Annotated in this window: 17 protein-coding genes and 1 pseudogene; 7 read left to right on the top strand and 11 right to left on the bottom strand. The window is 61.2% G+C overall.

The genetic code is table 11. The features are described 5' to 3' along the window. Position 1: 1 nt before the first annotated feature. Genes J3P84_RS15795 through J3P84_RS15770 form a run of 6 tightly spaced genes read right to left on the bottom strand, consistent with a single transcriptional unit; the run spans position 2 to position 5,794 of the window. Entirely contained in the window at positions 2–1,129 is a 1,128-nt protein-coding gene (locus tag J3P84_RS15795) for a glycosyl transferase (RefSeq protein ID WP_434624248.1), read from the bottom strand. Next, entirely contained in the window at positions 1,126–2,229 is a 1,104-nt protein-coding gene (gene wecB / locus J3P84_RS15790) for a non-hydrolyzing UDP-N-acetylglucosamine 2-epimerase (protein ID WP_434624246.1), read from the bottom strand. Before wecB ends, J3P84_RS15795 begins: the two co-directional genes overlap by 4 nt. Further along, a complete protein-coding gene (locus J3P84_RS15785) occupies positions 2,226–3,812 on the bottom strand; it encodes an FAD-dependent oxidoreductase (RefSeq protein ID WP_434624244.1) in 1,587 nt (528 codons plus the stop codon). Before J3P84_RS15785 ends, wecB begins: the two co-directional genes overlap by 4 nt. Then, a complete protein-coding gene (locus J3P84_RS15780; RefSeq protein WP_434624242.1) occupies positions 3,802–5,085 on the bottom strand; it encodes an NAD-dependent epimerase/dehydratase family protein in 1,284 nt (427 codons plus the stop codon). The genes J3P84_RS15785 and J3P84_RS15780 overlap by 11 nt, the downstream gene beginning before the upstream one ends. Further along, the gene (locus J3P84_RS15775; RefSeq protein ID WP_434624240.1) at positions 5,082–5,432 is read right to left on the bottom strand and encodes a GtrA family protein; all 351 of its coding nucleotides are present in this window, start codon (positions 5,430–5,432) and stop codon (positions 5,082–5,084) included. The genes J3P84_RS15780 and J3P84_RS15775 overlap by 4 nt, the downstream gene beginning before the upstream one ends. Positions 5,433–5,491: 59 nt before the next feature. Next, positions 5,492–5,794: a hypothetical protein gene (locus J3P84_RS15770; protein ID WP_434624238.1), complete on the bottom strand. Its 303-nt coding sequence runs from the start codon at positions 5,792–5,794 to the stop codon at positions 5,492–5,494. Between J3P84_RS15770 and J3P84_RS15765 the strand changes: the two genes are divergently transcribed. Beyond that, positions 5,789–6,262 carry a hypothetical protein gene (locus J3P84_RS15765; RefSeq protein ID WP_434624236.1) on the top strand — a complete coding sequence of 158 codons (474 nt, stop codon included), beginning with the start codon at positions 5,789–5,791 and terminating at the stop codon, positions 6,260–6,262. The genes J3P84_RS15770 and J3P84_RS15765 overlap by 6 nt on opposite strands. Before the next feature lie 8 nt (positions 6,263–6,270). On the opposite strand, the gene J3P84_RS15760 is transcribed toward J3P84_RS15765, so the two are convergent. The 4 genes from J3P84_RS15760 to J3P84_RS15745 form a co-directional block, all read right to left on the bottom strand. After that, the gene (locus J3P84_RS15760) at positions 6,271–7,290 is read right to left on the bottom strand and encodes a glycosyltransferase family 2 protein (protein WP_434624234.1); all 1,020 of its coding nucleotides are present in this window, start codon (positions 7,288–7,290) and stop codon (positions 6,271–6,273) included. 11 nt (positions 7,291–7,301) lie between these two features. After that, entirely contained in the window at positions 7,302–9,611 is a 2,310-nt protein-coding gene (locus J3P84_RS15755) for a phospholipid carrier-dependent glycosyltransferase (RefSeq protein WP_434624232.1), read from the bottom strand. 318 nt (positions 9,612–9,929) lie between these two features. After that, positions 9,930–12,380 (bottom strand): glycosyltransferase, encoded by a 2,451-nt coding sequence (locus J3P84_RS15750; RefSeq protein ID WP_434624231.1) that lies wholly within the window; start codon positions 12,378–12,380, stop codon positions 9,930–9,932. Positions 12,381–12,526: 146 nt separating this feature from the next. Then, positions 12,527–13,345 carry an ABC transporter permease gene (locus J3P84_RS15745; protein WP_434624229.1) on the bottom strand — a complete coding sequence of 273 codons (819 nt, stop codon included), beginning with the start codon at positions 13,343–13,345 and terminating at the stop codon, positions 12,527–12,529. Between the two features lie 182 nt (positions 13,346–13,527). Here J3P84_RS15745 and J3P84_RS15740 point away from each other — a divergent pair. The 6 genes and pseudogenes from J3P84_RS15740 to aldA all read left to right on the top strand — a co-directional run. After that, positions 13,528–14,757: pseudogene (locus J3P84_RS15740) on the top strand (ABC transporter ATP-binding protein); the annotation flags it as partial. After that, entirely contained in the window at positions 14,731–16,251 is a 1,521-nt protein-coding gene (locus J3P84_RS15735) for a polysaccharide pyruvyl transferase family protein (RefSeq protein WP_434631358.1), read from the top strand. The pseudogene J3P84_RS15740 and the gene J3P84_RS15735, both read left to right, overlap by 27 nt. Beyond that, entirely contained in the window at positions 16,245–16,931 is a 687-nt protein-coding gene (locus J3P84_RS15730; RefSeq protein WP_434624227.1) for a 2OG-Fe(II) oxygenase, read from the top strand. Before J3P84_RS15735 ends, J3P84_RS15730 begins: the two co-directional genes overlap by 7 nt. Next, positions 16,924–19,077, top strand: coding sequence for a glycosyltransferase (locus J3P84_RS15725; RefSeq protein WP_434631355.1), 2,154 nt, complete (start codon positions 16,924–16,926; stop codon positions 19,075–19,077). Before J3P84_RS15730 ends, J3P84_RS15725 begins: the two co-directional genes overlap by 8 nt. A 302-nt stretch (positions 19,078–19,379) precedes the next feature. After that, positions 19,380–21,557 (top strand): PQQ-dependent dehydrogenase, methanol/ethanol family, encoded by a 2,178-nt coding sequence (locus J3P84_RS15720; RefSeq protein WP_434624225.1) that lies wholly within the window; start codon positions 19,380–19,382, stop codon positions 21,555–21,557. Between the two features lie 66 nt (positions 21,558–21,623). Next, on the top strand, positions 21,624–23,060 hold the full coding sequence (aldA, locus tag J3P84_RS15715) for an aldehyde dehydrogenase (protein ID WP_434624223.1): 1,437 nt from the start codon (positions 21,624–21,626) through the stop codon (positions 23,058–23,060). A 225-nt stretch (positions 23,061–23,285) separates the two neighbouring features. Here aldA and J3P84_RS15710 read toward each other — a convergent pair whose 3' ends face one another. Then, positions 23,286–25,229: a sigma-54-dependent Fis family transcriptional regulator gene (locus J3P84_RS15710; protein ID WP_434624221.1), complete on the bottom strand. Its 1,944-nt coding sequence runs from the start codon at positions 25,227–25,229 to the stop codon at positions 23,286–23,288. Positions 25,230–25,305 lie beyond the last annotated feature (76 nt).

Genomic DNA, 25,305 nt, shown 5'->3' with positions numbered 1-25,305 from the left:
TTTACCAGACTTCTGGTTTCTCCAATGAGGCAGGCATGAGGTCGACCGCCGAAAAACGCTTGGCCCAGAGATGCGCCTGACGAAATTGCTGAACGGTGGCATGGTCGCTTTGACTGGCGAGCGCTGCAACGACGGTGTTGCGCAGGTCAGTGCCCTGATCCACGATCCAGATGCCCGGCTCCCGGTCGCGCAGGGCCATTTCACCGAAGCGGGTCGAGATGACAGGCAGGCCGAGGGCGCGGTACTCGTAGTATTTGACCGGGTCGACCGAGGCGGTCAGGCGGTTGAGCTTGAACGGAATCAGGCCTACCGAAAACGTTGCCATGGCCGCGATTGCGCTGGCATGGGAACACCTGGGTAGCAGCTCGATGTTGGCAGGCAATACGCAGGGCGCTGGTGCGAAGACGGGGCCAATCAGCCGGATGCGGTTTCCAGGATTGGCCTGCGCCAGCGCGATGACCATGTCCCAGTCGAACCAACGACCGAGCGTGCCGACATAACCAAGTACTTGTTGTTTGGCGGCCAGGTCCAGGCTTTCGACCGGCGCAAGTCCGTGCATGTCACAGGCATTGAGGGCAAGTTCTACCTGATCGGTCAGGCCGAGGAGTTTGTCGCGCAAATGGCTGGAGGAGGCCAGCACTTTGTCTACCCGTTGAATGAGCTGCGCCTGGCGACGCTCCATGGATCTGCGTGACAGTCCCTGATAAAAGGCCGGGAAATCATCCATGGCATCGTATACGGCATGGCTTGCAGGGTTGAGCGCCAGCAGTTGCAAGGCCAGTTCGGAAGGTTTCCCCACACAGATCATGCAAGGCCCTTGCGCGGAAAATGCCGCGGCCAACCTGAACACGTTGCGCCACAGTCTCTTGAGGAGCATTGCCGAGCCTGGAAGGGGCTCGATGGGCAGACTCAACGGGCTGCAAACCTTCAACCAGGGCGGAACGGTGACGCTTTGCTGATCGACAGCAGTCGCCTTTCGTCTGAGATCGTTCAGCATGGGCAAGCGCGTCGGGTAGGGGTCGATCCAGAGCACCTGTGCGCCAGTCTGGTGGTGATACCAGTTGACGAAATGATGAGGGCGCTGGCTGAAACTGGCCCATGGCACCGGGGACAGGTAGATCATTCTCATGGCTGAAAGTGCTGGCGCAGGACGTCGGCAATACGCGTTGCGGCCCTGCCGTCGCCATAGGGGGAAACGCCCCGCGCCATGCCCTGATAGGCCTCAGGGTCATCCAGGAGATGCTGTGCCTGTTCAACGATGGTGTCCCGATTGGCGCCCACCAACTTGACTACGCCGAGGTCGACCGCTTCGGGGCGTTCGGTTTCTGTCCTGAGTACCAGCACCGGTTTACCCAGGGCAGGGGCTTCTTCCTGCACGCCCCCGGAATCGCTGATGATCAGGTATGAGCGCTTGATTGCCGCGACAAACGGAGCGTAGTCCAGCGGTGCGCAAAGGATGATGTTCGGGGTTCGGCCGAGCAACTGATGCGCGACGTCCTTGACGTTCGGGTTGGGGTGGACGGGATAGAGAATCTGGATGTTCGGGTTCCGTTCTGCCAGGCGCTTGAGTGCCTGGCAGATATCCTGGAACGGTTCGCCGAAGTTTTCCCGACGATGGCAGGTCACCAGCACCATGCGTTTGTGCGCATCGAGTGGGACGGTCAAGGCTGAGTCCTGTGCCGCGGTCATCAGCAAGGCATCGATGACGGTATTGCCGGTCAGGGTGATATCACTGGCGGCAACACCTTCGCCCAGCAGGTTGGCCACGGCGCCCTGGGTCGGCGCGAAATGCCAGCGGGCCAGCTTGCCGGCGATGACCCGGTTGGCCTCTTCGGGGAACGGATTGTACAGGTCCCCGGTACGCAAGCCCGCTTCGACATGGCCGAAGGGAATTCGCAGGTAGAAACACGCCAGTGCGGCGCTCATGACGGTGGTCGTGTCACCTTGAGCCAGTACGACATCCGGTTTCTCGGCTTGCAGAACGCCGTCGAGTTCACGCAGCAGGCGTGAGGTCAGCGCTGCCAGAGACTGGTTGGGACGCATGATGTCCAGGTCGAGGTCGGCATTGATCGCAAAGCCCTTCAGTATCTGGTCGAGCAGGCCGCGGTGCTGGGCGGTGGCGAGCACCCGGCACTCGATGTTTTTCTCGGCCTTGAGGGCGTTGATCACCGGGGCCATCTTGATGGCTTCCGGGCGTGTACCGACGATGCAGAGTACTTTGCGGGTCATGACTGCTGATTTCCTATCATTGTTGTCAGAGAGCGTGCTATCCGGTCCGCGTTGGCCATCAGGGTCAACGTGTGCGATTTCTCGGCAAGGCTGGGCAGACAGGCGCCGTCAACGACATGCACGCCGTCGAGGCCTGCGACCTGGCCAAGGCGATCGGTCTGGCCAATCTTCGGCGTCGAGTGCATGGGCAGGGTTCCCGCATAGTGGATATCTGCTCCCGGTCTGCCGACGGTGAAGCTCATGGGCATCAACAGCGCGCCCATCTTCCAATAGATCCGGCGCAGCCTGGTCTCGGCGGCTTTCATGATCCCGGGGAGTTCGGGATGCACTTGGCCGGTGATGCTCAACGAACCGTCGAGGCGCAGCACCGCCGTGTTGCTGGACAGCTGCCCGGGAAGAAAGATGTTGCCGACGACGCACGCGCTGAGCAGGTTCCTCAGCAATTCGATGCTGTAGCGTTTGCTCATGGGAATCCGGCTGACGAACTCGGTCATGAGTAAGCCCGTGGTGCTGAACGTCGAACCGAAAGCTGTGGCGCCGGACTTCAACTCCAGGGTGAACGAGAGCTGGCCCAGGCCAAATGCCGGCACTCTCGGGGTGCCGAGCATTCTTGGCAGCCATAGCAGGAAGGCCGCCGTCGGCGATGACAGCAGCGGTACCGGTGCCGAATGGTTCAGGCACTTGAGGACGAGCCGGGTCGAGGCCAGTGTGCCCGCCGCCAGCAACAGGCGCGCACCGCGCAAGCGCCGGGCGGAGCGATGATCGGTGATGGTCCAGGAGTCGTCCTGTTTCAGCAGATCCTCCACCAGGAAATTCTGGACGTGCTGGAACCCAGGGTATTGCTTGAGTTTTCGCAGCTCTTGCGAGGCGCTGTACAAGGCTTGGTGGTGACAGCCCCACAAGCAGTTTCCAGAAAGATCGCAGGCCTTGCGCTCGTCGAGGGGCTGGCTCAAGGCGGCGACCCTTGAACGGCCAAGACGAAACCCCAGGTCGGGAAACACCGCTCGGCGCCGGGTGTAGCGGTCGAGCAGGCGCTGATGCAGGCTGTCCAGCGGCAGGGGCGGTTGCGACCACTCATCCAGACCGAAGTAGCTGGAGAGATCGTCGTTGAACCGGCCACTGATACCGATCCGGCGCGCGACCGTTTCGTAGGACGCCTGCATCTCGGAATAATCGATGGGCAGCCCGGCAAAGTCACCGGCGCCCAGCGTTGCCACGCCGCAACCCCAGGCATTGGACAGGCCTCCGGTGGCCAGTGATCCGATGCCGATAAAGTTGTTGGTCTCGATGCGATTGCCGGCGCTGAACCCTTCGAAGACATGGGCGTGGGTCGGCGTCTTCAGCTTGGGCGATACGGCGTCCAGTTGGTCCAGGGCGTGGAAGTTTTCGCCGATCATCCATTTCCACTGATGCGCGTCGTCGGCCCTGGCACTGAGGAATGGGCGGGTCGGCGGCACCGGTGAGTCGCTGTTGGCCTGGGCATCAACCATGACCACTCGCAGGCCCGCCTTGACCAGCGGAAAGGCCGCTGAAGTCCCGGCTGGGCCGCTGCCGACAATGATCACATCGAACTCAGGCTTCACGGTGGGATTCACTTCCAAGCAGCAGCGGGCGGGCAAAAGCACGGCACGACAACGCCGCTATCTTCCACACCAACGCTTTGACCGAGGTGAGTCCCAACGCAGCCAGCGTGGCGACAAGGCTGCGCGGCCATCGGGTGCCGAGAAATACCTGCGCGCCTTGGGGGCTGGCTTCGGCGATACCGAGTGCAACCTGCAGGCGCCAGGCCAGTTCCTGGCCCTCGGGCGTGCGCAGGACGCCGGGGTTGTCCAGCAGCGTCAAGAGTATCGGCCGGCCCATCAGCAGGCGTGAGTGAATGACAGGACGGGTTTTGCCCGCACGCTCCAGTGCCCTTGCATAGCGCCTTACCAGGCTTTTTTGCGGCGGGCGTTTGAGCAGGTAGCCCAAGAGCACCGCCGCTTCCTGAAGCAGGCCTCGACGTTGCCCATGGCCGGAGCGATGCATGCCGTGGGCAAGAGGGCGCAACGCGATGCCGAGTTTTTCCAGGGAACGCTCGCTGTCCATGGGCGGCAGATGAATAAGGGAAAAGATCCGCTCCAGGCCCAGTTTTCTGTTCAAGGATCGTCCGAGTATCAGCCGCAACAGCCTGAGCAATGCCACCGGCAGAGGGATTGGCATGCGCACGGCGCGGACCCGGTGCGTCGCAATGGCGCTCAGGAAGCGCCCAAAGGCAATCGGTTTTACGGCACCCAGCTTGAGGACCTCGCCATGAATGTCGTCCCGCTCGGCGATGGCCAGTATCGCGGCCGCGAGGTCGTCGACATGGATGGGCTGCACGCAGGGCGCCGGCAAGAGGATCGGAATGACTGGGCTCCGGCGAACCAGCCCGGTCAACAGGCCAAAGAGCCCGCATTCGGGGCCTCCGTACACTTGTCCGGGGCGGATCACGGTACCCCCGGCGGCAAGCACATGCTGCTCGATGCGCCACTTGGTCCGGCCATAAACGCTCGGGGCCGTGGCCACGGCGGTTTGGCTGGAAATGAAGATGAACCTGGCCGAGCCTTGTCGGGCGCCGTCGATCAGCGCCAGGGCCGCGTTTATTTCAGCGTCCGCGTTAGTGTCAGTATCGGGTGATGTGTCGGCCGCCAGATGGATCACCGCCTGAGTGCCGGCCGGGCACTCGGGCGCCGGGCCCCGCAGGTCATAAGGAAGCCAGGCATAGGGGGCAGGGCACGGCTTGCGGGTGGCGCAAATGACTTCGTGACCGCTTGCCGCCGCGAGGGCAGTCAAGCGTCGTCCGATGTAGCCGGACGCGCCGGTGATCAGTAGCTTCATGGTCGTGCGCCTTGGGCTCGGTCAGCGGGAGCCGGCGGGTGCGTATCGGTACGAAACACGAACCGCTTGCTGATCCAGTAGGTCAGCGCTACGCAGATCACGTCGCTGACAAATTTCACCGGGACAGGGTTGTCGATGAGGTACAGCCCCGCGCTGAGCAGCACCGAAGCGAGCGGAATATTGATGGCGAGCAATGAAAAATAGCGCAGCGCTTGAGCCTTGTTGCCAACGCGTGTCGACTGGAATGTGAAATGCCGATGCGAAAAGAACGCGAACGTCCCGGCCGCGACTTTGCCAGCGACGTTGGCCAGCACGGGTTGATTATCGAATAGCGCGAGCAGCAGCAAAAACGTCCCCATGTCCAACCCATAGGCCACGAGTTGGATGGCGCCGTATCGGATAAAGGTCAAGACGTCCTCCGGATCACCACGATGTGGTGCAAGGCCAATATCCGGTGCAACGGATACAGCAGTTTTTCAATGACCTTGAGCACAGGGATGAATACGTCAGGCAACAGCTGGCGAAAGTTCAGGCCGCCGGAAATCAGGTAACGCAGGTAGCTGCCACAGATCTCCTGGTGGACGATCTCCAGGCCCGGGTACTTGTGCTCGAACGCCTGCCGGTCGCGAACGAAAACGATGTAGCTGAGGGCCTGGTTGGCACCGTTCATGGGGCCGGTTGACGGTGTATGCCAAGAAGGGAAGTGCATGTCGAAGCCTTCGGACTTGAACAGGCGCCTATAGAGGAACGCGGCAAAGGGGCCGTGAAAGGGCTCGATCAAAATGGCCCCGCCGCCGATCCTGAGCGTCCTTTCCAGCTCCGTGAAAAAGCACTCGGGGTGAGGAAAATGATGAAAACAATTCTGGCCATAAAAGGCTCTCACCGAATCATCGTCCAGGCTCATTGCCTGGGCATCGAGCGCCATGTCGAGTTTCTCGCTGGCGACAACGTCCGTGGCCAGGACTTCAGGGTACGAATCGCGCATGGGCGCGATGCCCGCCCCCAACTCCACCTCCAGACCCCCGACCTGGAAATAGCGGTCTGCCAGTCGACGGAACGCGTGGTGGAATTCCACGAAGACTTCCCTGAGCATTTGCTTGCGTTCAAGCACCTTGCCGTGAAGTTCGAGGCGTTCGCAGCCATCGACATCCAGCGCCTTGAGCGACGGGTCCGATAAAAAATCTCTTAGCGCTTTAATGACTTTTCTTCCCGCAATGAAGTGGCCCTGCGCCTGGAATGCCGAGGCCTGTTGGGGACCGAGGCAATGTCGTAACCGAGAAACGCCATGATCAATTGCAGCCCCATGAGCATGGGCAATGCGCTGAGCATCACGGTGCCGGCTGGCGTCGCGATGCCATGCTGCGCCGACTCGAACCAGTGATAACTGCCGAACAGGATGCCGAACACGAACAGCAGGATCCCGATCGGCAGCTCGATCGAAGCCAGGGACATGTCGCGCAAGTAGTAGTTGTAGAGCACGCGCTTGGTGAAGTTGCGCAGGTGCTTGAAGAGGAATTCGCCGACGATTTTTGAGATCTTCAGGTGACTGACCTCATCGCCGTAGCGGGCTTCCATCGGTATGTCCACCACCACGGCGCGCACGGTGTTCAGGCGGAACAGAATGTCGGTCTCGAAAAAGTAGCGTTGGCTGACCTTGTCCAGGGGCAGCAGCCTGGCGACGTCACGGTGAATCGCGGTATAGCCGTTGGTCGGGTCGAACAGATCCCAGTAACCCGTCGACAGTTTGGCCATCAACGACAACACGGCATTGCCGAACAGTCGAATTCGCGGCATCGACTGGACTTCCTCCAGGTCGAAAAACCGATTGCCCTTGGTGTAGTCGGCTTCACCCGCCAGGATCGGTTCGATGAACAGCGGAATCAGGGTAGGGTCCATCTGACCGTCGCCGTCGACCTTGACGATGATACTCGCGCCGTCAGCGAGGGCTGCTCGATAGCCGGTCATGACCGCACCCCCCACACCTTTGTTGATGTCATGGGGCAGCACCTTGACCCGAGGGTCGTCACAGGAGGCCAGGACATGCCCGCCCGAACCGTCCGGGCAGGCATCGTCAATGACATAGATGCGCCAGACTTCCGGCCCGATGGCGTCGATGACGCCGACGATGTGTGCGGTGACCCGATAGCTGGGGATGACGACGGCAACGCGTAGTTCATCCGTGAAAATCGCTGTTGTTGTGTTCATCGACTCGCCAACTATTGCCTGAATGAAAGTGATTTGAACTCCAGGGGAGTGTCGGTATGCCCGGACGCATAAATGACCGCGGACGTGGCATTAGCCGGGGCGATGACACTCATCTCATGGGTCTCCCAATGCGTGGTGCAATCAAACGTTGCGATGCTGGCGCTGATGAAGTCGCCTTGGTCGTCAATCCAGTTGGCCTGGATTCTTCCGGTAGTGGCTGCCTCCGCGCAGCGTGCGGACACACTGTTGATGTAGGTCAGCCCCGGCGTGACGTCGACGCGCTGGGTGGCGGGTGTGTTGACGTTGACGGTCAGGATCTTGCGCGAGGTGTCATAGGTCGAGGGCGACAGCAGGTTCCAGCCGTCGAGGCTGGACAGGTCCGGATTGAGCAGGAGCTCGTAGTGGGTGGCGTTGAGTTTGCGCAGGTCCAGGTTACCCAGCCTGGAATATGACGTGGACACGGCGAGCAGGCGGTCGAGTTGCGCCTGGGGAAGAGACTTGAGATCGATCACCAGCCAGTTCACCTGGCGCTGGCGCAAGCGCCGGGTAAGCTCCGCCGGCGAGGTCGCTGCGTCGAATTCGCCCTTCCACTTCAGGTTGTACCACGATGCGTAAAGGGCATCGCCATGCAAACCCGCCATCAAGGGCGACGCAAAAACCGCCACGGGTTGATAACCGCTGTTCAAGGCGTTGACGGTGTCGACCATTTTCCGGATCGGCAGGCGCTCCAGCAAAAAGGCCTCCCGACCGGCCTGGCTCAACAGTGCCGAGGGTTTGATTTCGCCATAGTAAGTCGCGGCCTGGATGAAGCGGGTATTGGCCAGGACCAACACGGCACCGGCCGCGATGGCGAGGCTGCGGGGGAAGGCCCTGGCGTCGGAAAAGGGCAGGGCGAGGATCACCGAGAACAGCGCAAAGGAGGGAAACACATAACGCAGGTAGGCCGTTGACTGGAACGTCATGAACATCGCGCCGGCGCCGACCAGGAGAATGCACAGCGCTTTTTTGTTGCCGCTCAGCAGCACGGCGACGGCCGCCGTGGGTAGCAGCAGCCACTGGAAACCCGCCGCGCCGACCCGCCCCTCGATGAACTGCGGCGACTGGAAGACCATTCGATAGAGGGTGTCCCAGGTCATTCCGGTACCGAAAGTGGCGGGCGGTTCGAAGTTCATGTCCGGCCAGAGCGGCGAATGGAAAACCCCATTGAAAAACGGGAACACCGGATTACCGGTCAAGTACCCGGCGCAGACGTAAGGGGTAGCGCCCGCCAGCAGCAGGCCGGCGCTGCCGAGCATGAGGGTCTTGGCGATTCCTCGCACGGCCCAGGCCTTGTACTGCAGCAAGAGGACCAACAGCAGGACCGGCAGGACACTCAGGGTCACTGCCTTGGTCGCCATGGCGAAGCCCAGCAGGACACCGGCCAGGACCAGTTGCGACAGGCGTTCCCGAGGATCCGCAGTGAAGCCTGAGACCTTCAGGATTGCCAGGGTCCCGGCCAGCATGAAGGCGGTCCACGCCGACTCTATGTGCAGGCTGCTGCTTTCAGCGAAGGCGAGGGGCGTCGACAGAAAGATCAGGCTTGCCCCGCGAGCGCTCGTGGCGGAGCCCCCGGCCCAGAGGGTCATGTTGCGAATCTGCCACGCCACCAGCAAGGCGAATGCGCTATTGCTCAGGCGTGACGCCGTTTCGCCCGCCAGCATATAGACGATGCTATAGATCCAGTCGGCCAGCATGGGCATGACGGCCCACACATAGGTGTTTGCATCGAACGACCATTGGTGCCGCTGGGCCAGGTGTGAAGGGACGAAGAGGTGCATGGCCAAGGCGTCGTGGCCGACCTCCGGCATGAAGGCTACCAGCACGTAGAGGCAGGCGAAGCCGCCAATCAATACATCGAGCCCGGTTTGCAGGGGCGTTTGTGCCGAGCGGGTGGCCTGGATTTGTGCCAGCAGTTCGCGACCTATCGACAGGACCTGTTTGCGCCCCAGTACAAGCGGCAGTGCCAACATCGCGCCATACAGCCAGGGATAGTTGATCGGCATATACGCAGCCAGGCCTGTCAGCGTACCGAACGTGCCGATGCCCATCAGCAGATGGATGCTCCAGTCGGCCGGATTTTCTTGCCTGAGCAGCCACCTGCCGAGCACGGTGGCAGACAGCGCGAAGACCGCGACGACAACCACCGGCCAGATCTGCGCGCAGGCAATGGTCAGGCACGCCAGCAGGCCGAGGCAAAGAATGATCGGCGGCTTGCGAGTGAAAGCGGTAAGGGCCGCCAGGACTGCCACTGACAGCAGTATCGTGCGGCTACTGCTGTTCATGGACGCCAGTTCAAGCGTCGAAAAACCGTACACGCCAACCGCCGTACTCGCCAGTAAAACCAACAGCACCACTGCGTATTTCAGGCTTGATCCGGGCAAAATATCGTCTCGGCTGAAGGAACTCGCTTAAGGCTTTCTCGATCCATTGTGGCGAGGGAGCTTGCTCCCGCTGGGCTGCGCAGCAGCCCCAAAAGCTGAATGCAACCTACCTGGCACGCTGCGGTGGCCGGGTTCAGGGCCGCTTCGCAGCCCAGCGGGAGCAAGCTCCCTCGCCACGGTTGGTCAACGCTCGTAAACAGCGTTGCATCCAAGAGGGGCCTATACATCTCGGTACGTGTGCGGAACCCAGGATCCCCATTTGTTCTCGTAGATCGCCCGGTTCTTCTCGAAAAGTGCCTGTTTTTTCCTGGCACCCAAGGTGTTGAACGAGGCGGACAGGTGGTGATGGACGAAGACGTCTTCGGCGCAAGCCGCGCGCAGGCCGCGACGCTGCACGCGGCGGCAGTAATCGTCATCCTCGAAGAACCCCAGGCCGTACTCCTCGCACAGACCGCCGATCTGCTCGTAGGTCGAGCGCGGGAACATCACGCAGAAAAACGCCAGGGTGTTGATTTCGAACCACTCGCCCATTCGGGCACGGGTCATTTGCGCGGCTTCGGCGGGCATGTCCTCCATCCGGCCATAACGGGTGCTGACTTTGGCTTCGTTGCCGATGTTGTTGGTGACCGGACCGATGATGCCGATTTCCTCGTGGTCCTTCAGATGACGGATCAACCCCCTGATCCATCCGGCGGTGACGACCGTGTCGTTGTTGAGGATGACCAGGTACTCGCCACTGGCTGCCGCGAGCCCTTGGTTGTTCCCTGCGGCGAATCCCTTGTTGTCCGGATTGAGGATGACGATCCGTTCGGGATGTCCCTTGGCCCAGGCAGTGAGATAGGCCGGGGTCTGGTCGCTGGAGCAGTTGTCGACCACGATGATTTCGAGGTTCGGGTACTGGCTCTGGGTCAACAGACTGTCGAGGCAAGCCTTGGTCAGTTCGAGGTTGTTGTAGGTCAACACCACGACGCTGACCTTGGGCAGGGGCAATGACGCGATGGCCTTGCGCAGGCTGGCGGCCCGATGCTGCCAGGTCTGGCCCTGGGCGAACGATTGACGCGCCTTTGGCGTTGCGCCGACCTCTGGCAGAGCACCGAGTACACCGCGTATGGCCGAGACGAACTCAGTCGGCTGTTCAACAGCCCAGACCAGTTTGCCGAACTGGCTCAACTCTGGCAGCTTCACCGACACTACCGGTTTTCCTGCGCTCAGGTATTCATAGACCTTGACCGGATTGGTGGCGAGCGTCAGGGGCATGACCTTGAACGGAAGCAGGCAAACATCCATTGCGTAGAGGTAATAGGGCAGGGAGGCATACGGGACTTCGCCTTCCAGGACCACATTCGGGCAGGCCTTGAAATATTTTTTCGCCTGGACGATATCGCTGCCGATCAACAGGATCAGCTGCTGTGGGAAGGACTGGGCGACGCGTTTGACCAGCTCCAGGTCGAACCATTCGGCGATGACGCCGTAATAGCCGATGATCTTTCTGTTGGCCGGGTCCCGGTAGATCTTGTCGGGACGTTGGCTGAAAAAACCGTATTCGCAGGCGTTGCGGATCACCTCTACGTTGCGGTTTTCCCGCTTGCCGTGTTGTTCGATCCAGTCGGAAGTCGCCACCAGCAGATCGGCCCGGCGCATCAAGGCGATTTCCAGGTCGAGCAGTTCCTGGGCAACATTGCCGAAACCTTCGTGATGATCCATGCAGTCATAGACCAGCGTGGCGTTGGGGACACGTCTTGCCAGCGGGAACCAGTAGGCGTGCTGGACGATGCAATCCACGGCGGCGACGTTCGCCGCGTCCAGCAGCATGGCCAGGCCTTGGCGCAACTGGCTGATCGCGGCCGCTGAAGGCGGGGCATGATAAATGGCCGGAGCCCCGCGCACCTTGAAACGGATCTGGAACAGCCGCTCGGAGCCCTCCAGGCGCTCCGCCTCGAAGCCGGGGGCATCATCGTCGATAAAGTGGTTGGAAATATAAAACGTCGTTTGTCCCGCCCGCGCCAGCTCCTTGGCCAGGTTTTGTGGGCGCTGGATGCGGAAGTGCCAATCGATCACGCCGAACATCAGGATCGTCGGCTGCCCGTGACCGGATGGCACGGCAAGGTCAATCGGTGGTGGCAGGGGTTGCAGCGGCGCGAGGCTTGGGGACGCCGATGATTCGCCGGCTGTCGCCGTGGTGCGTTTCAGCCAGCTTCGAAGCCGCTGGGCCAGCCTGCTTTTCTGCTGTGCGGTGAGCGGCAACCAGGCGTAGATCCGGCGCGATAATTTATACAGCTGCTTGCGTATCGAATAACGCAGCGGTGCGCGTTCGATGGCGTTGCCCCAGTCAGAAAGCTTGAACAGCTCAGTCTGCTTCGCCGCCAGTTGTGCGCGCAGATCCACCGCCCAATCGGACAGCTCCACCGCTTGCCGTTCTTTTGCGCGAAGTAATGCCTGGGTGTCTTTGAGGCGCCGTTCGGTCACTTGCAATTGCTCGCGCAGTCGCCCGGCCTTGCCTTCCTGAAGCGACAGGCGAGTGCGAAGCGCTTGTGAGCCCAGGTTCAGTTGCTTGATCAGCCGGTCCCGATTCTCGATTTCCTTGACCAGCTGCAAGGCTTCAATGGATCTGGACTGTGTTGAGCGAGTCAGTTTGTCAATGTGATCGACAAGACGGTTGATCTGATCCATGCGTTCTTCCAGTCCCTTGGACATTACGGCAACGCACCCCGGGTCGTTCAGGTTTGTTGTCGACTTCAATAACCAGGCAGGCCCAGGTTCCAGCCGTGCCATCCATCAGCATAGCGGCTGCTGGACGAGGCGCCACGTCAACAAACTCATATGACATCGGCAAAGCCTTTGCGTGTCCTCTGGAACCAGGCGAATCCGGCACAGGCAATCGACAAGGAAATTGCCGAATAAGTTGCCAGGTGCGCCCATTGCGGTGTCCTGCCCCAGAACAGTACGTCACGAACCATTTCCACCGGCAGCGTCAGGGGGTTCGCCTGCAACGCCGCCTGGTAGCTTTGTGGAAGTATCGAAAGGGGATAGAAAATCGGCGAGAGAAAGAGCATCGCCGTGATGACAATGCCAATGAACTGGCCGATATCGCGCAGGTATACGCTTATCGAGGCGAGGAACCAGGAAATACCCAGCGTCAACAACACCAACGGAAACAGCACCAACGGCAGCAGAAGGGCGGTTGCCGGAGGGGTTCCGAACAGCACGATATAGAAGAGCAGCCAGGCCAGGATGCTGATCGCCATGTGGAACAGCGCAGCGCCGAGCGACACCATCGGCAGGGTTTCCAGCGGGAAGACGATCTTTTTGACGTAGTTGGTATTGGCCAGCACCAGGCCCGGCGCGCGGTTCAGGCATTCGGAAAACAGGTTGAACACCAGCAGGCCTGCGAACAGCACCAGGGCGAATTCGCTCTTGGACTCGCCGCCACCCGACCAGCGGGCCTTGAAGACCACGCTGAAGACGAACGTGTAGACCACCAGCATGAACGCCGGGGTGAAGAACGACCATAGGATACCGAGCACCGAGCCTTTATAACGACCGATGATCTCCCTGCGGATCAACACGTAGATCAGGATTCGATTGACCAGCACACTCTTGATCATGGCGGCAGGGGAAGTGTTGAACGACTGCATTGGTACTGGGGCCTCAGGACAAAAAATCGAAACTCGGTGAATCGCATCCTCATGGAGGGTAGGCCAAGTTCAGGGCATTCGAAGTTTTTTTCCCCATTTGTGCTTAACTCATCGGCAGTGCCCAGCGAAGGAGTGATTCTGTAGTGCCGCTAACGGAAGTGACTCATGGAAGGGCTTTGCCGATGTCGTTTGAAGTGGCCATCAGCGCCGAGAACCTGAGCAAGTGTTATCAGATCTACGATGCGCCCAAGGACCGCCTGTTGCAGATGCTGGTGCGCGGCAGGAAGCGTTTCTACCGCGAGTTCTGGGCCCTGGACGATGTTTCCCTGACCATCGCAAGGGGGGAGACCGTCGGCATAATCGGCCGTAACGGCAGTGGCAAATCCACTTTGTTGCAACTGATCTGCGGAACGTTGATGCCGACCCGGGGCAGTGTTCGCGGGCATGGCCGGATTGCGGCGTTGCTTGAGCTCGGGTCGGGTTTCAATCCGGAGTTCAGCGGCCGCGAGAACGTCTATGTGAACGCGGCGGTGCTGGGCTTGAGTCGCGCGGAAATCGATGCTCGTTTCGATGACATCATTGCCTTCGCCAACATCGGCGACTTCATCGACCAGCCCACCAAAATCTATTCCAGCGGGATGCTGGTACGGCTGGCCTTCGCCGTTTCAGTCTGTGTGGAACCGGAGATCCTGATCGTCGACGAGGCCCTCTCCGTCGGCGATGCATCTTTTCAATTCAAATGCCTGAATCGCCTGGAAGAACTGGCTGCCAAAGGCACCACGCTGCTGTTCGTCTCCCACGACATGAGCATGGTCAAACGGTTTTGCCACCGGGTCATCTATCTGCGCGCAGGCCGCGTCGTTGCCAGCGGCTCGCCCGATGAAATGGCCGAGCTGCACTTGCTCGACATGCGTGACGAGCAACGTCGCTGGGCCAGTGGCGGGGCCATACCGGTTACACAAAAATCCTTTATTGGCGGTCAGCAGGGGATGGCCTTTGGAACCGGGGAGGGACACATCAGCGCCGCCTGCTTCACCAACACTCGGCAGCTTTCTTCGAGTTACCTGTATGGCGACGACATCGAGATTCGCGTTGAAGCGTTACTGCATGAGTCGATCACTCAGCCCAACATCAGCTTCACTATCCAGGAAGCGAGGCTGCTGGTGATCGGCGGGGGCAACTTCGCCCTGCAACCGGGCCCGGTCGAAAACGGCTGGCGGCATACGGCCATTACGGTGCGCTTCCCGGCCAACCTCGCCGAGGGGCGTTACCACGTCACGCTCAAGCTGTTGCATGGCGCGACGGAAGACACCTCGCAACTGATCGAGAAGCAAGTCGCGCCCTTGGCGTTCGACATGTTGCCCAGCCACAAGCATTTCCTGGGTATGGTTGACCTGGGATTGCAGAGCGTCGACCCGCGAGCGGCCGAGTCGCCTCCCAAGACCTGCGGGATTCAAGCAGAGGAGGACCTGGCGGAACACTTGGATGAGCGCACGTGGCAGGTGGCTATCTTCGGCACCTTCGACGTAGAAAACTATGGTGACCTGCTGTTCCCCATCATCGCCGAGGCAGAGCTGGCCCGGCGCTTGGGTTCGGTCAATCTGCAGCGGTTTTCCTATCATGGGAAAACCCCATCCGAATGGCCCTATGCGGTGACGTCGTTGACAGAGCTGCCCGCTGTAGCGGCAGGCCTGGATGGCGTGTTGATCGGCGGTGGTTTCCTGATCCGATTCGATAAAGTCGTTGCCCATGGCTATGGTCCGACCACTGCCGACATCCATCACCCTACCGGTTATTGGCTGACCCCCGCGCTCATCGCGCTGCAGCATGCGGTTCCGGTCATGTGGAATGCACCGGGGATGCATTGCAACAGTATCCCCGATTGGGCCAGGCCGTTATTGACGATGGCCCTTGAGCAGAGCCGGTACGTGCGCGTCCGTGATGCCCTGTCGCGCGATACCCTCGGCGCGCTCAGCCAGCAAATCGAGATCGAAGTGCTGCCCGACACCGCGTTCGGCTTGCCGCGCCTGATCGATGAGCAACGGCCCTCGGCCGAGTTTGTTCGGCTGCGCGAGCATGCCGGGCTGACCGGGCCCTACATCGTGATCCACGCCATTCATGTGGTGGAGTCCTTTGTAAAATTGTTCGAAGACCACCCTGAGGCGTTCCTGGGCTACCAGTTCCTGGTGGTGCCGATTGGACCGGTCCTGGGCGACGATCCGTCAGTGATTGCCGGGCGGCTGCCCGGATCCATCACCTTGCCGTTCTGGCCGAAGCCGTTGCTCATGGCCGAAATTCTCAGCCAGGCCCAAGCGGTGATCGGCCATAGCTATCACCTGGCGATCACCGCCCTGGCGTTTGGCGTGCCGGTGTTTTGCTCGGCGGACCTGACCACGGGCAAGTACACGGCGCTGGCGGGGTTCGACACGCTACATGCGTTGCCGAACGTCGCGACGATCGATCCGCAATGGTTCCTCGCCCGCGTGGGCAAGACTCAGCCATCGCCCTTGGCGCGTGCGGCGGCGGATCAGTTGGTGGAGCATTGGGACCGAGTCGCTGAGATCATTCGCCAAGGTAAAACGGCGTCACAGCCGGTGCTGGGGGCTTTTCTGCAGCACCTGCCGAATCTGCTCGAAGCCGCGGCCGAGACGTGCGACCCAGTGCAAGTTGAATCGCCGGTGAGTCCGGTCATCCCTGTGCCGCAGATCAACGAACCCGCGCAGGACCTGGCAGCACGAGAGCTTGCCCAACAGCAACGGATCATCCAGCTCCGTGAGCAACTGGCTCGCAGCGATGCCAGGATGCGTGAGCTGCAGAACTCCAATTCATTCCGAATGACCGCGCCACTGCGTTCCATCGCCCGTGGTATCAGAAACCTGACAGCGAACAAAGACCGACAATGCTAGATCTCTCTCGTCTCACGCCAGCGGCGCTAAAGGATCAGCCGTTCTCATGGGCTGAAATCGGCAACCTTTACTCGGCCGAGGATGCCGCCGCGTTGGCAGCGTCTTTTCCTCATGATCACTTCAAGACCGTGAGTGGTTATGGCGGTGAAAAAAACTATGACTACGAGGCACGAGCCTTGTTGGGCATGGGCGACGATACCATCGCTCATGCGCAGGAATTGAGCGAGGCATGGTTGCGGCTGGCTCGGGATCTTGGCTCGGCTGGTTATCGCGAAGCCATGTCGCAAATGACTGGAATCGATCTGCGCAGCGTGCCGATGGAGGTCAATGTCTTTCATTACGGTCCGGGTGCGAGCCTGGGCGCCCATCCGGACCTGCCCGATAAACTGGTCACCCATATCCTCTATTTCAATGAGTCCTGGGACCGCAACGACGGCGGTTGCCTGACCATCCTGCACCGCAACGATCCCAGCGCAGTGGCGGCCGAGATCGAGCCCCTGGTGGGTAATTCGGCGATCCTGGTGCGCTCGGATAATTCCTGGCATGCCGTCACGCCCGTAGTCAATGGCTGCCATTCTTCCCGTCGTAGCCTGACCGCAACGTTCTACCGGCCGGGCTCGCGCAGTTCCATGTGGCCGCCGGATGACAGCACGCCGCTGCATCGGTACCCGCATGCTTAAGCCCGACAGCACCTTGCTCGACCGGAACGCCGCCTTGGCTCAGCGAGATGCGGCCGTCAATGAGCGCGATACCGCGCTGGCGAAAGTCGACTTCCTGCAAAACACCCGTTCGTGGCGTTTCACCCGGCCACTGCGTACGCTGTTCCGGGTGCTGCGTTATGGATTTTCCGCCTACCGGGAGTTTCCCGAAACGGCTCCGGCAATCGTCTACCCGGCAGCGCCGGAACCGTTGCCGAACGTTGAGGTACAAGCGGATTTCGCCACCAGAGGGCAGCTGGATATTCTCTGCTTCGCCAATATCGACTGGGCCGCGCGCTTCCAGCGACCGCAGCAGTTGATGAGCCAGTTCGCGAGCAATGGTTATCGGGTGTTTTATATCGTTCCATCCAGTGTGCCGGAGCAGGGACAGCTTTATCGAGTGACGTCAGTGGCGTCCAACCTTTTCGAGGTGGCGCTGCATCGCGATGTGCAAATGGCCTATTACGAAAAGATAGTGACGCCTGAGAACCATCAGGCGTTGCTGCGTGCGATTGCTGCATTGGTCACTGACATGCAGATCAGAACCGCCCTCTCGGTGGTGCATATTGCTTATTGGAGTCCCGTGGTACTGAGCCTGCGTACGCTGCATGGCTGGCGCATTCACTATGACTGCATGGATGACTGGGATGGTTTTCCGAACATTGGCGAACAACTGTTGAGCGAGGAAAAGACGCTGGTCGCCCAGGCCGATCTGGTGACCGTTTCCGCGGCGGTGCTTTACCAGAAATGGTGCGCTCATAACCCTCGCTGCGTGCTGGTGCGAAACGCTGTGGATTTTGCTTTTTTCCACCAGCACTGTTTTACCAACGATGTGCTGAGCGGGCTGGTCGGCCCGGTGATTGGCTATTACGGCGCCTTGGCTGAATGGCTCGATTATCCACTGCTGGCGGCGTTGGCGGACCTGCGACCGACGTGGAATTTCATCCTGGTGGGGGATGTTTTCGTCGAGGACCTGGCGGGGCTCGAGCACAAGCCCAATGTGCGGTTGTTGGGCCGCAAGCCGTACACCGACATGCCGCTGTACCTGGATCATTTCGATGCGTGCCTGATTCCCTTCAGGCTCTACAACGTGACCCATGCGGTCGATCCGGTGAAGTTCTACGAGTACCTCAGCGTCGGCAAACCGGTGATCTCCACGCCACTGGCGGAGATCGCCATCTACAAGGACCTGCTGTACTTCGCAACCGGAGTCGATGAGTTCATCGAGCAGATCGAGCGTGCCCTGGCCGAGCGCGATCTGGCCCTTTACAAGCGGCGTGTGGAGCTCGCTCGGGCCAACGATTGGAAGGATCGATTTAATAGCATGCAACTTGCCATCGTCGGGCTGTACGAGAAAGTCTCCATCGTCATCGTGACGTACGACAACCTCAATCTGACGATTCAATGTGTCAACAGCATTCTGCGTAATACCACCTGGCCCAATTACCAACTGATTGTCGTCGACAACGGCTCGGACGATGGTACGCAAGATTATCTTGAACGCCTGGGCCGTGAGGTACCGTTCACGAAGATCATCTTCAACCCGGACAACCGGGGCTTCGCTACGGCGAACAACCAGGGTTTGCGAGAAGCCGACGGTGACGTCCTGCTACTGCTCAATAACGACACGGTGGTACCGGGCGGTTGGCTCGATCCGCTGGTCAGGCATTTGCGTGACCCGAGTATCGGCCTGGTCGGGCCGGTCACGAATGCGGTAGGAAACGAAGCGAAGATCGAGATTTCCTATACCGACATCCAACAGATGCAGGCGTTTGCAGACCACTACACCGAAGCCCGTAAGGGGCAGTCGTTCGATATCTCCATGCTCGCAATGTTTTGTGTCGCCTTTCGCCGAACCACCTTCGATGAGGTGGGGTATCTGGATGAAACGTTCGGTATCGGGTTGTTCGAAGATGACGACTACAGCCGTCGTGTTCAGGCTGCCGGCTACCGCACGGTCTGCGCTGAAGATGCGTTTATCCATCACTACGGGCAGGCCTCGTTCAGCAAGCTGATCGCCAGCGGCGAATACCAGGCGCTCTGGGACAAAAACCAGGCGTATTTCGAAAGCAAATGGGGGGCGTGGCAAACCCACGTACATCGCGACGAGCCCGGTGCGGAGGGGTAGGGCGCGATAAGGTCACCCCTCGGCATCCTCGTTGACAGTAACCTTCGATCAGTTTCTGGGCCGGTGTGCGCTTGGAGCCAGTCATACTCCACAGCGTTGAGTGTCGGCTTGCGTTGTGTCAGGTCCGGCACAACTGTCGCGGCCAATGCGACAGCTGTCGCACGTCGACGCAATCGGCGGCCAGGAATGAGGGCCCCGTACTGCGGGGCCTGCAGCGATATTCATAACGGTGGCATGGGGGTTGCTCTTCTTCTGGTGCGCAGCGCAATGGCTTCGCTACTAATAAGAACCAGGAGTCTCCCATGACACAGATTGGCCTCGCCGTGCCTACTGCTTCTGCGAACGCGTGCCCGCGCGTTCCCATCAAGACGTTATTTATCGTGCTGGCGCTTACCCTCAATGCCGCCCCAGGCTGGGCGCAGGACATGCCGGCGAATGTCGATGGCAAGCGCATCATTGCCGCCGACCGGGAGCCGGGTAACTGGATGAGCACCGGCCGTACCTACGACGAGCAGCGCTACAGCCCCCTGAACAAAATCAGCGACCAGAACGTTGGCCAGCTGGGCCTCGCGTGGAGCTACAAGCTCGACCTGGATCGTGGTGTCGAGGCCACGCCGATCGTGGTCGATGGCGTGATGTACACCACCGGTCCGTTCTCCGTGGTCTACGCCCTGGATGCGCGCGACGGCAAGCTGATCTGGAAGTACGACCCCAAGTCTGACCGCAACCGCGCCGGCGAGGCCTGTTGCGATGCGGTCAACCGGGGTGTGGCGGTGTGGAAGGGCAAGGTCTACGTGGGTGTGCTCGACGGGCGCCTGGAGGCGATCGATGCCAAGACCGGCCAGCGCGCCTGGTCGGTGGACACCCGCGCCGATCACTCGCGCAGCTATACGATCACTGGGGCCCCGCGGGTGGTCAACGGCAAAGTGGTGATCGGCAACGGCGGCGCCGAGTTCGGCGTACGCGGTTACGTCACCGCCTACGACGCTGAAACCGGCAAGCAGGCCTGGCGTTTCTTCACGGTACCGGGTGACCCCAAGCTGCCGCCCGAAGACAAGGCCATGGCGATCGCCGCCAAGACCTGGCACGGCGATGCCTATGTGGCCCAGGGCGGGGGCGGTACGGCCTGGGACTCTTTCGCTTTCGATCCGGACTTGAACCTGCTGTACATCGGGGTGGGCAATGGCTCGCTGTGGGACCCGAAATGGCGTAGCCAGGCCAAGGGCGACAACCTGTTCCTGTCATCCATCGTCGCGGTCAACGCCGACACCGGCGAGTACGCCTGGCACTACCAGACCACGCCGGGAGACGCCTGGGACTACACCGCCACCCAGCACATGATCCTGGCGGAACTGCCGATCGATGGAAAGCCGCGCAAGGTCCTGATGCAGGCGCCGAAGAACGGTTTTTTCTACGTGATCGACCGCGCCACGGGTGAGCTGCTGTCGGCCAAGGGGATCGTGCCGCAAAGCTGGACCAAGGGCATGGACATGAAGACCGGCCGGCCGATCGTCGACGACGAGAACGCTGCGTACTGGAAGGATGGCAAGCGCAAACTGGTCACGCCGGCGTTCTGGGGCGCCCACGACTGGCAGCCGATGTCCTACAACCCCAACACCGGCCTGGTGTATATCCCGGCGCACATCATGTCGGCGTACTACGAGCACATCCCCGAGGCGCCGAAGCGCAACCCGTTCAAGAGCATGTACCAGTTGGGCCTGCGCACCGGGATGATGCCGGAGGATGCCGACGGGCTGCTGGAAATGGCCAAGGGCTGGTCGGGCAAACTGATTGCCTGGGATCCGGTCAAGCAGCAACCGGCCTGGGAAGTGCCCTATGTGACGATCTTCAACGGCGGCACCTTGAGCACTGCCGGCAACCTGGTGTTCGAGGGCAGCGCCGATGGCCGGGTGATCGCCTACGCCGCCGACACCGGCAAGAAACTCTGGGAGCAGCCGGCGGCCAGTGGCGTCATGGCCGCGCCGATTACCTACAGCGTGGACGGTGAGCAATACGTCACCTTCATGGCCGGCTGGGGCGGAGCCTTCTCGACGTTTGCCGGGGCTTTGTCCCTGCGTGCCGGGGTGCGGCCGTTCTCCCAGGTGCTGACCTACAAACTGGGCGGCACCGCGAAACTCAACGAGCCGGCGCCGCTTGTCGACACGCCAAAACCGCCGCCACTAACCGCTGACATGGCGGCGGTGGACGCCGGCGGCAAGCTCTATGACGGCTACTGCTCGCAGTGCCACGGCATCCATGCCGTCAGCGGTGGCGTGCTGCCGGACCTGCGCAAGCTGACCAGCGAAAAACACCAGATGTTCCTCGGCATTCTTTATGGCGGCCGAGTACCTGACGGCATGCCGTCCTTTGCCGATGCCTTCACGCCGGAACAGGTCGAGCAGATTCATCAATACCTGATCAAGCGCGCCCACGACCTGCAGCAGGAAGGCGGCGTCTGGAAAACCTTCAGCGCCAAATGAACGCCCGCGACGCAGGGGCCGGTGCGCCTCTGCATCGCTTTCGACACTGACCGCGAGAGCAGACCCATGACCGAGATCATCGATTACCAGAACTTCATCGCCAACGCCTTTGTCCCCAGCGAACCGAGCATCGAGGTGCACAACCCGGCCAACGGACGCTTGCTGGCGCGGGTGCCGCAAGCCAGCGGCGAACAGGTTGAAGCGGCCATTGCCGCGGCGCGCAAGGCGCAGAAAGGCTGGGCGGCCCGCCCGGCCATCGAACGCGCTGGTTACCTGCGCAAGATCGCCAGCAAAGTGCGCGACAACGCCGAGCGCCTCGCCCATATCATCACCGCTGAACAGGGCAAGGTGCTGGGGCTGGCGCGGGTGGAGGTCAGCTTCACCGCCGACTATCTGGATTACATGGCGGAATGGGCGCGGCGCCTTGAAGGCGAGGTGCTGACCAGCGATCGCGCCGGCGAAAGCATCTTCCTGTTGCGCAAACCCCTGGGTGTGGTGGCCGGCATCCTGCCGTGGAACTTCCCGTTCTTCCTGATCGCACGCAAGATGGCGCCGGCGCTGGTGACCGGCAACACCATCGTGATCAAGCCCAGCGAAGAAACCCCGATCAACTGCTTCGAGTTCGCCCGCCTGGTCGCCGAAACCGACTTGCCGGCAGGCGTGTTCAACGTGGTCAGCGGCACCGGCGCAACCGTGGGACATGACCTGACCCGCCATGCCGGCATCGACCTGATCAGCTTCACTGGCAGCGTCGGCACCGGCTCGCGAATCATGGCCGCGGCGGCGCCGAACATCACCAAGCTCAACCTGGAGCTGGGCGGCAAGGCCCCGGCGATCGTACTGGCGGACGCCGACCTGGCGCTGGCGGTCAAAGCTGTCACCGCATCGCGAGTGATCAACACCGGGCAGGTCTGCAACTGCGCCGAGCGGGTGTACGTCGAACGCAAGGTTGCGGATCAATTCATCGAGCAGATCGCCGCGTCGATGGCCGCGACCCGCTACGGCGACCCGCTGGCCGAAGACAATCTGGACATGGGCCCGCTGATCAACCAGGCGGCGCTGGACAAGGTCGCACAAATGGTCCGGACCGCCACGGGGCAGGGGGCCGAAGTGGTCACCGGCGGCGCGGTGGCCGACAAGGGCCAAGGCTTTCATTACCAGCCGACGGTGCTGGCCGGGTGTGGCAGCGACATGGCGATCATGCGCCAGGAGATTTTCGGCCCGGTGTTGCCGATCCAGATTGTCGATGACCTGGACGAAGCCATCGCCCTGGCCAACGACAGCGAATACGGCCTGACCTCATCGATCTATACCCGCAGCCTGAGTTCGGCCATGCGCGCCAGCCATGAACTGGATTTCGGCGAAACCTACATCAACCGGGAGAATTTCGAAGCGATGCAGGGTTTTCATGCGGGGGCGCGCAAATCCGGTATCGGCGGCGCGGATGGCAAGCACGGTTTGTATGAGTACACCCATACTCATGTGGTTTACATCCAAATCTGATCATCACCTGTGCTTGGAAAAATGCCGGCTCCCCGCCTGATGCTGTCCGAGGGAAAACGGCGATCCCGTGGCGAGGGAGCTTGCTCCCGCTGGGTTGCGAAGCGACCCCAAACCTGGCGAAACGCGGAGCATCAGATGCACCGCAGCCGCTGGTTTACGACTGCTTCGCAGCCGAGCGGGAGCAAGCTCCCTCGCCACGGGGCTGTCGAAAACCTTCCAGTAGCGTCAGGGCTGATCGTTGGGCGTGACGACGCCGTGCTTTTTCATCTTGCGGTACAGCGTCGAGCGCGAAACGCCGAGTTCGGTGGCAGCGGCGCTGATGTTCCAGCGCAGCCGACGCAAGGTACCCAGCAGTTGACGGGCCTCTTCGCTCCTGAGTTGTTCACCCAGGTTGCTGGTCGACGGTTGGGCGCTGCCAGGCAACCGCAGCGCCTGCGGTGAGAGTAATTCGCCGGGCAGGCAATCCAGGTCGATCACGCCGTCTTCCGCCAGGGCCACCGCGTAGCGCAGGCTATTGAGCAACTGGCGAATGTTGCCGGGCCACGGGTAGTCGATCAGGCATTGGCGCGCATCGGCGTTCAGCCGTAACCCGCGGGCGCCAGGTTGGGCGGCGAGCAACTTGTCGATCAGATCGGCCCGGTCACTGCGTTCGCGCAAGGCCGGCAGCGCCAGGTTCATGCCGGCGAGGCGATAGAACAGGTCTTCGCGAAAGCGCTTGTCGCCGATCATCGCCTGCAGGTCCTGGTGCGTAGCCGAAATCACCTGGACATCCAGAGTCACCGGCACCTCGGCCCCCAGAGGCGAGATTTCACGCTCCGCCAGCACCCGCAGCAAACGCGTCTGCAAATGGGCGGGCATGTCGCCGATTTCATCAAGGAACAGGGTTCCGCCGTTCGCCAGCTCCAGTTTGCCTTTCATGCCTTTGCGGTTGGCGCCGGTGAAACTGCCGGCGCGATAGCCGAACAGCTCGCTCTCGATCAACGTTTCCGGAATCGCCGCGCAGTTCAATGCCACGAAAGGCCCGGCGCGACGTAGGCTGGCCTGGTGGATGGCACGGGCAAAGGCCTCCTTGCCGGTGCCGGTCTCGCCGGTAATCAGGATCGGGATGCCCTTGTCGATCACCTTGCGCACGCGTCGCACGTTTTGTTGCAGCCGGGCGTCGAGACCGGCGAGTTGCTGCAGATCCGGGTGAGCCTCAGGGGCCGGGCGGGCGACGGGCAGCGGGCGGTGCCGTTCGGAAGGGATACGCAGGCCGACGTCCAGCAATGCTTCATCCTGACGACGGCGCAAGCGCACACCCTGGGCGCCGCCATTGGTGAGCCGGAGCAGTTCGTCCACCGTAGTCGGGAGCAGGCTGTCGATGAGCGTGCCGAGCAGTGCCGGCTGATCTGCCAGCTCCAGCGCGACAAACGCGGCACGGTTGGCGCCGATGACGCGACCACTTTCATCGAGCGCGAGCAGTTGCTCGTTGGCCAGGTCGGCAATTTCATCGATGGGTTTGAGGGACAGGGTCAAGCGGTCGCGATAGCGCTGGCGAAAGTCTGCGTTCTCGATGAGCCGCGCGTACATGATCACCAGTTGCAGCGTGAGGTACTGGCTTTCACGAGGGCCCTCGTTGTTCATGCAGGTCGCATTCAGGCAGCCGCGTAACAAGCCTTGGGCGTCGAAGATCGGCGCCACCGAGCAGCTCAGGCTGAAATTCGATGCCAGGAAGTGCTCCTCACGATGAATGATCAACGGCTGCGCCGCCGCCAGGGTGGTACCGATGCCGTTGGTGCCCACCACCGACTCGTCCCACTGCGCGCCCACTACCAGCCCCGATCGGGTGTAGATGTCGTGCTGGCTGGGGAGCCGGGAATCCAGGGTGATGCCATGCTCGTCGCTCAGCAGTACGGCAAAACCGGCTGGCACCACGCGCTGGGCCAGGCCGCTGACGCCCTGGCTGGCGATGGAAAGATATTGCTGGTGCTGTTCCTGATGACGCCGTATGGCGTCGGCGCTGAGGATATTCTTGCGGCTCGGCGCGCCAGGATCGAGCCGGTGCTCCACGACGCTGCGGTACCAGGATTGCGCAATGACCCCGTCCGGCCTGAGGCCGCGCCCGGAAAAGTGGTCGTTGACGAACGCCGCGAGTTCGCCGGGGATCGTCTGCGAGTCATGCAGGGTCATGAATTGCTCCATCAGGCGTGAGGCCCGCGAAGGGCCTTCACAGCGATCTTGTTATTGGACGATGGCCGCCGTTGCA

Origin of the sequence: Pseudomonas sp. Z1-29, assembly GCF_051131995.1 — a bacterium.
GTDB lineage: Bacteria > Pseudomonadota > Gammaproteobacteria > Pseudomonadales > Pseudomonadaceae > Aquipseudomonas.
This window is presented reverse-complemented; position numbering and strand designations above follow the sequence as displayed.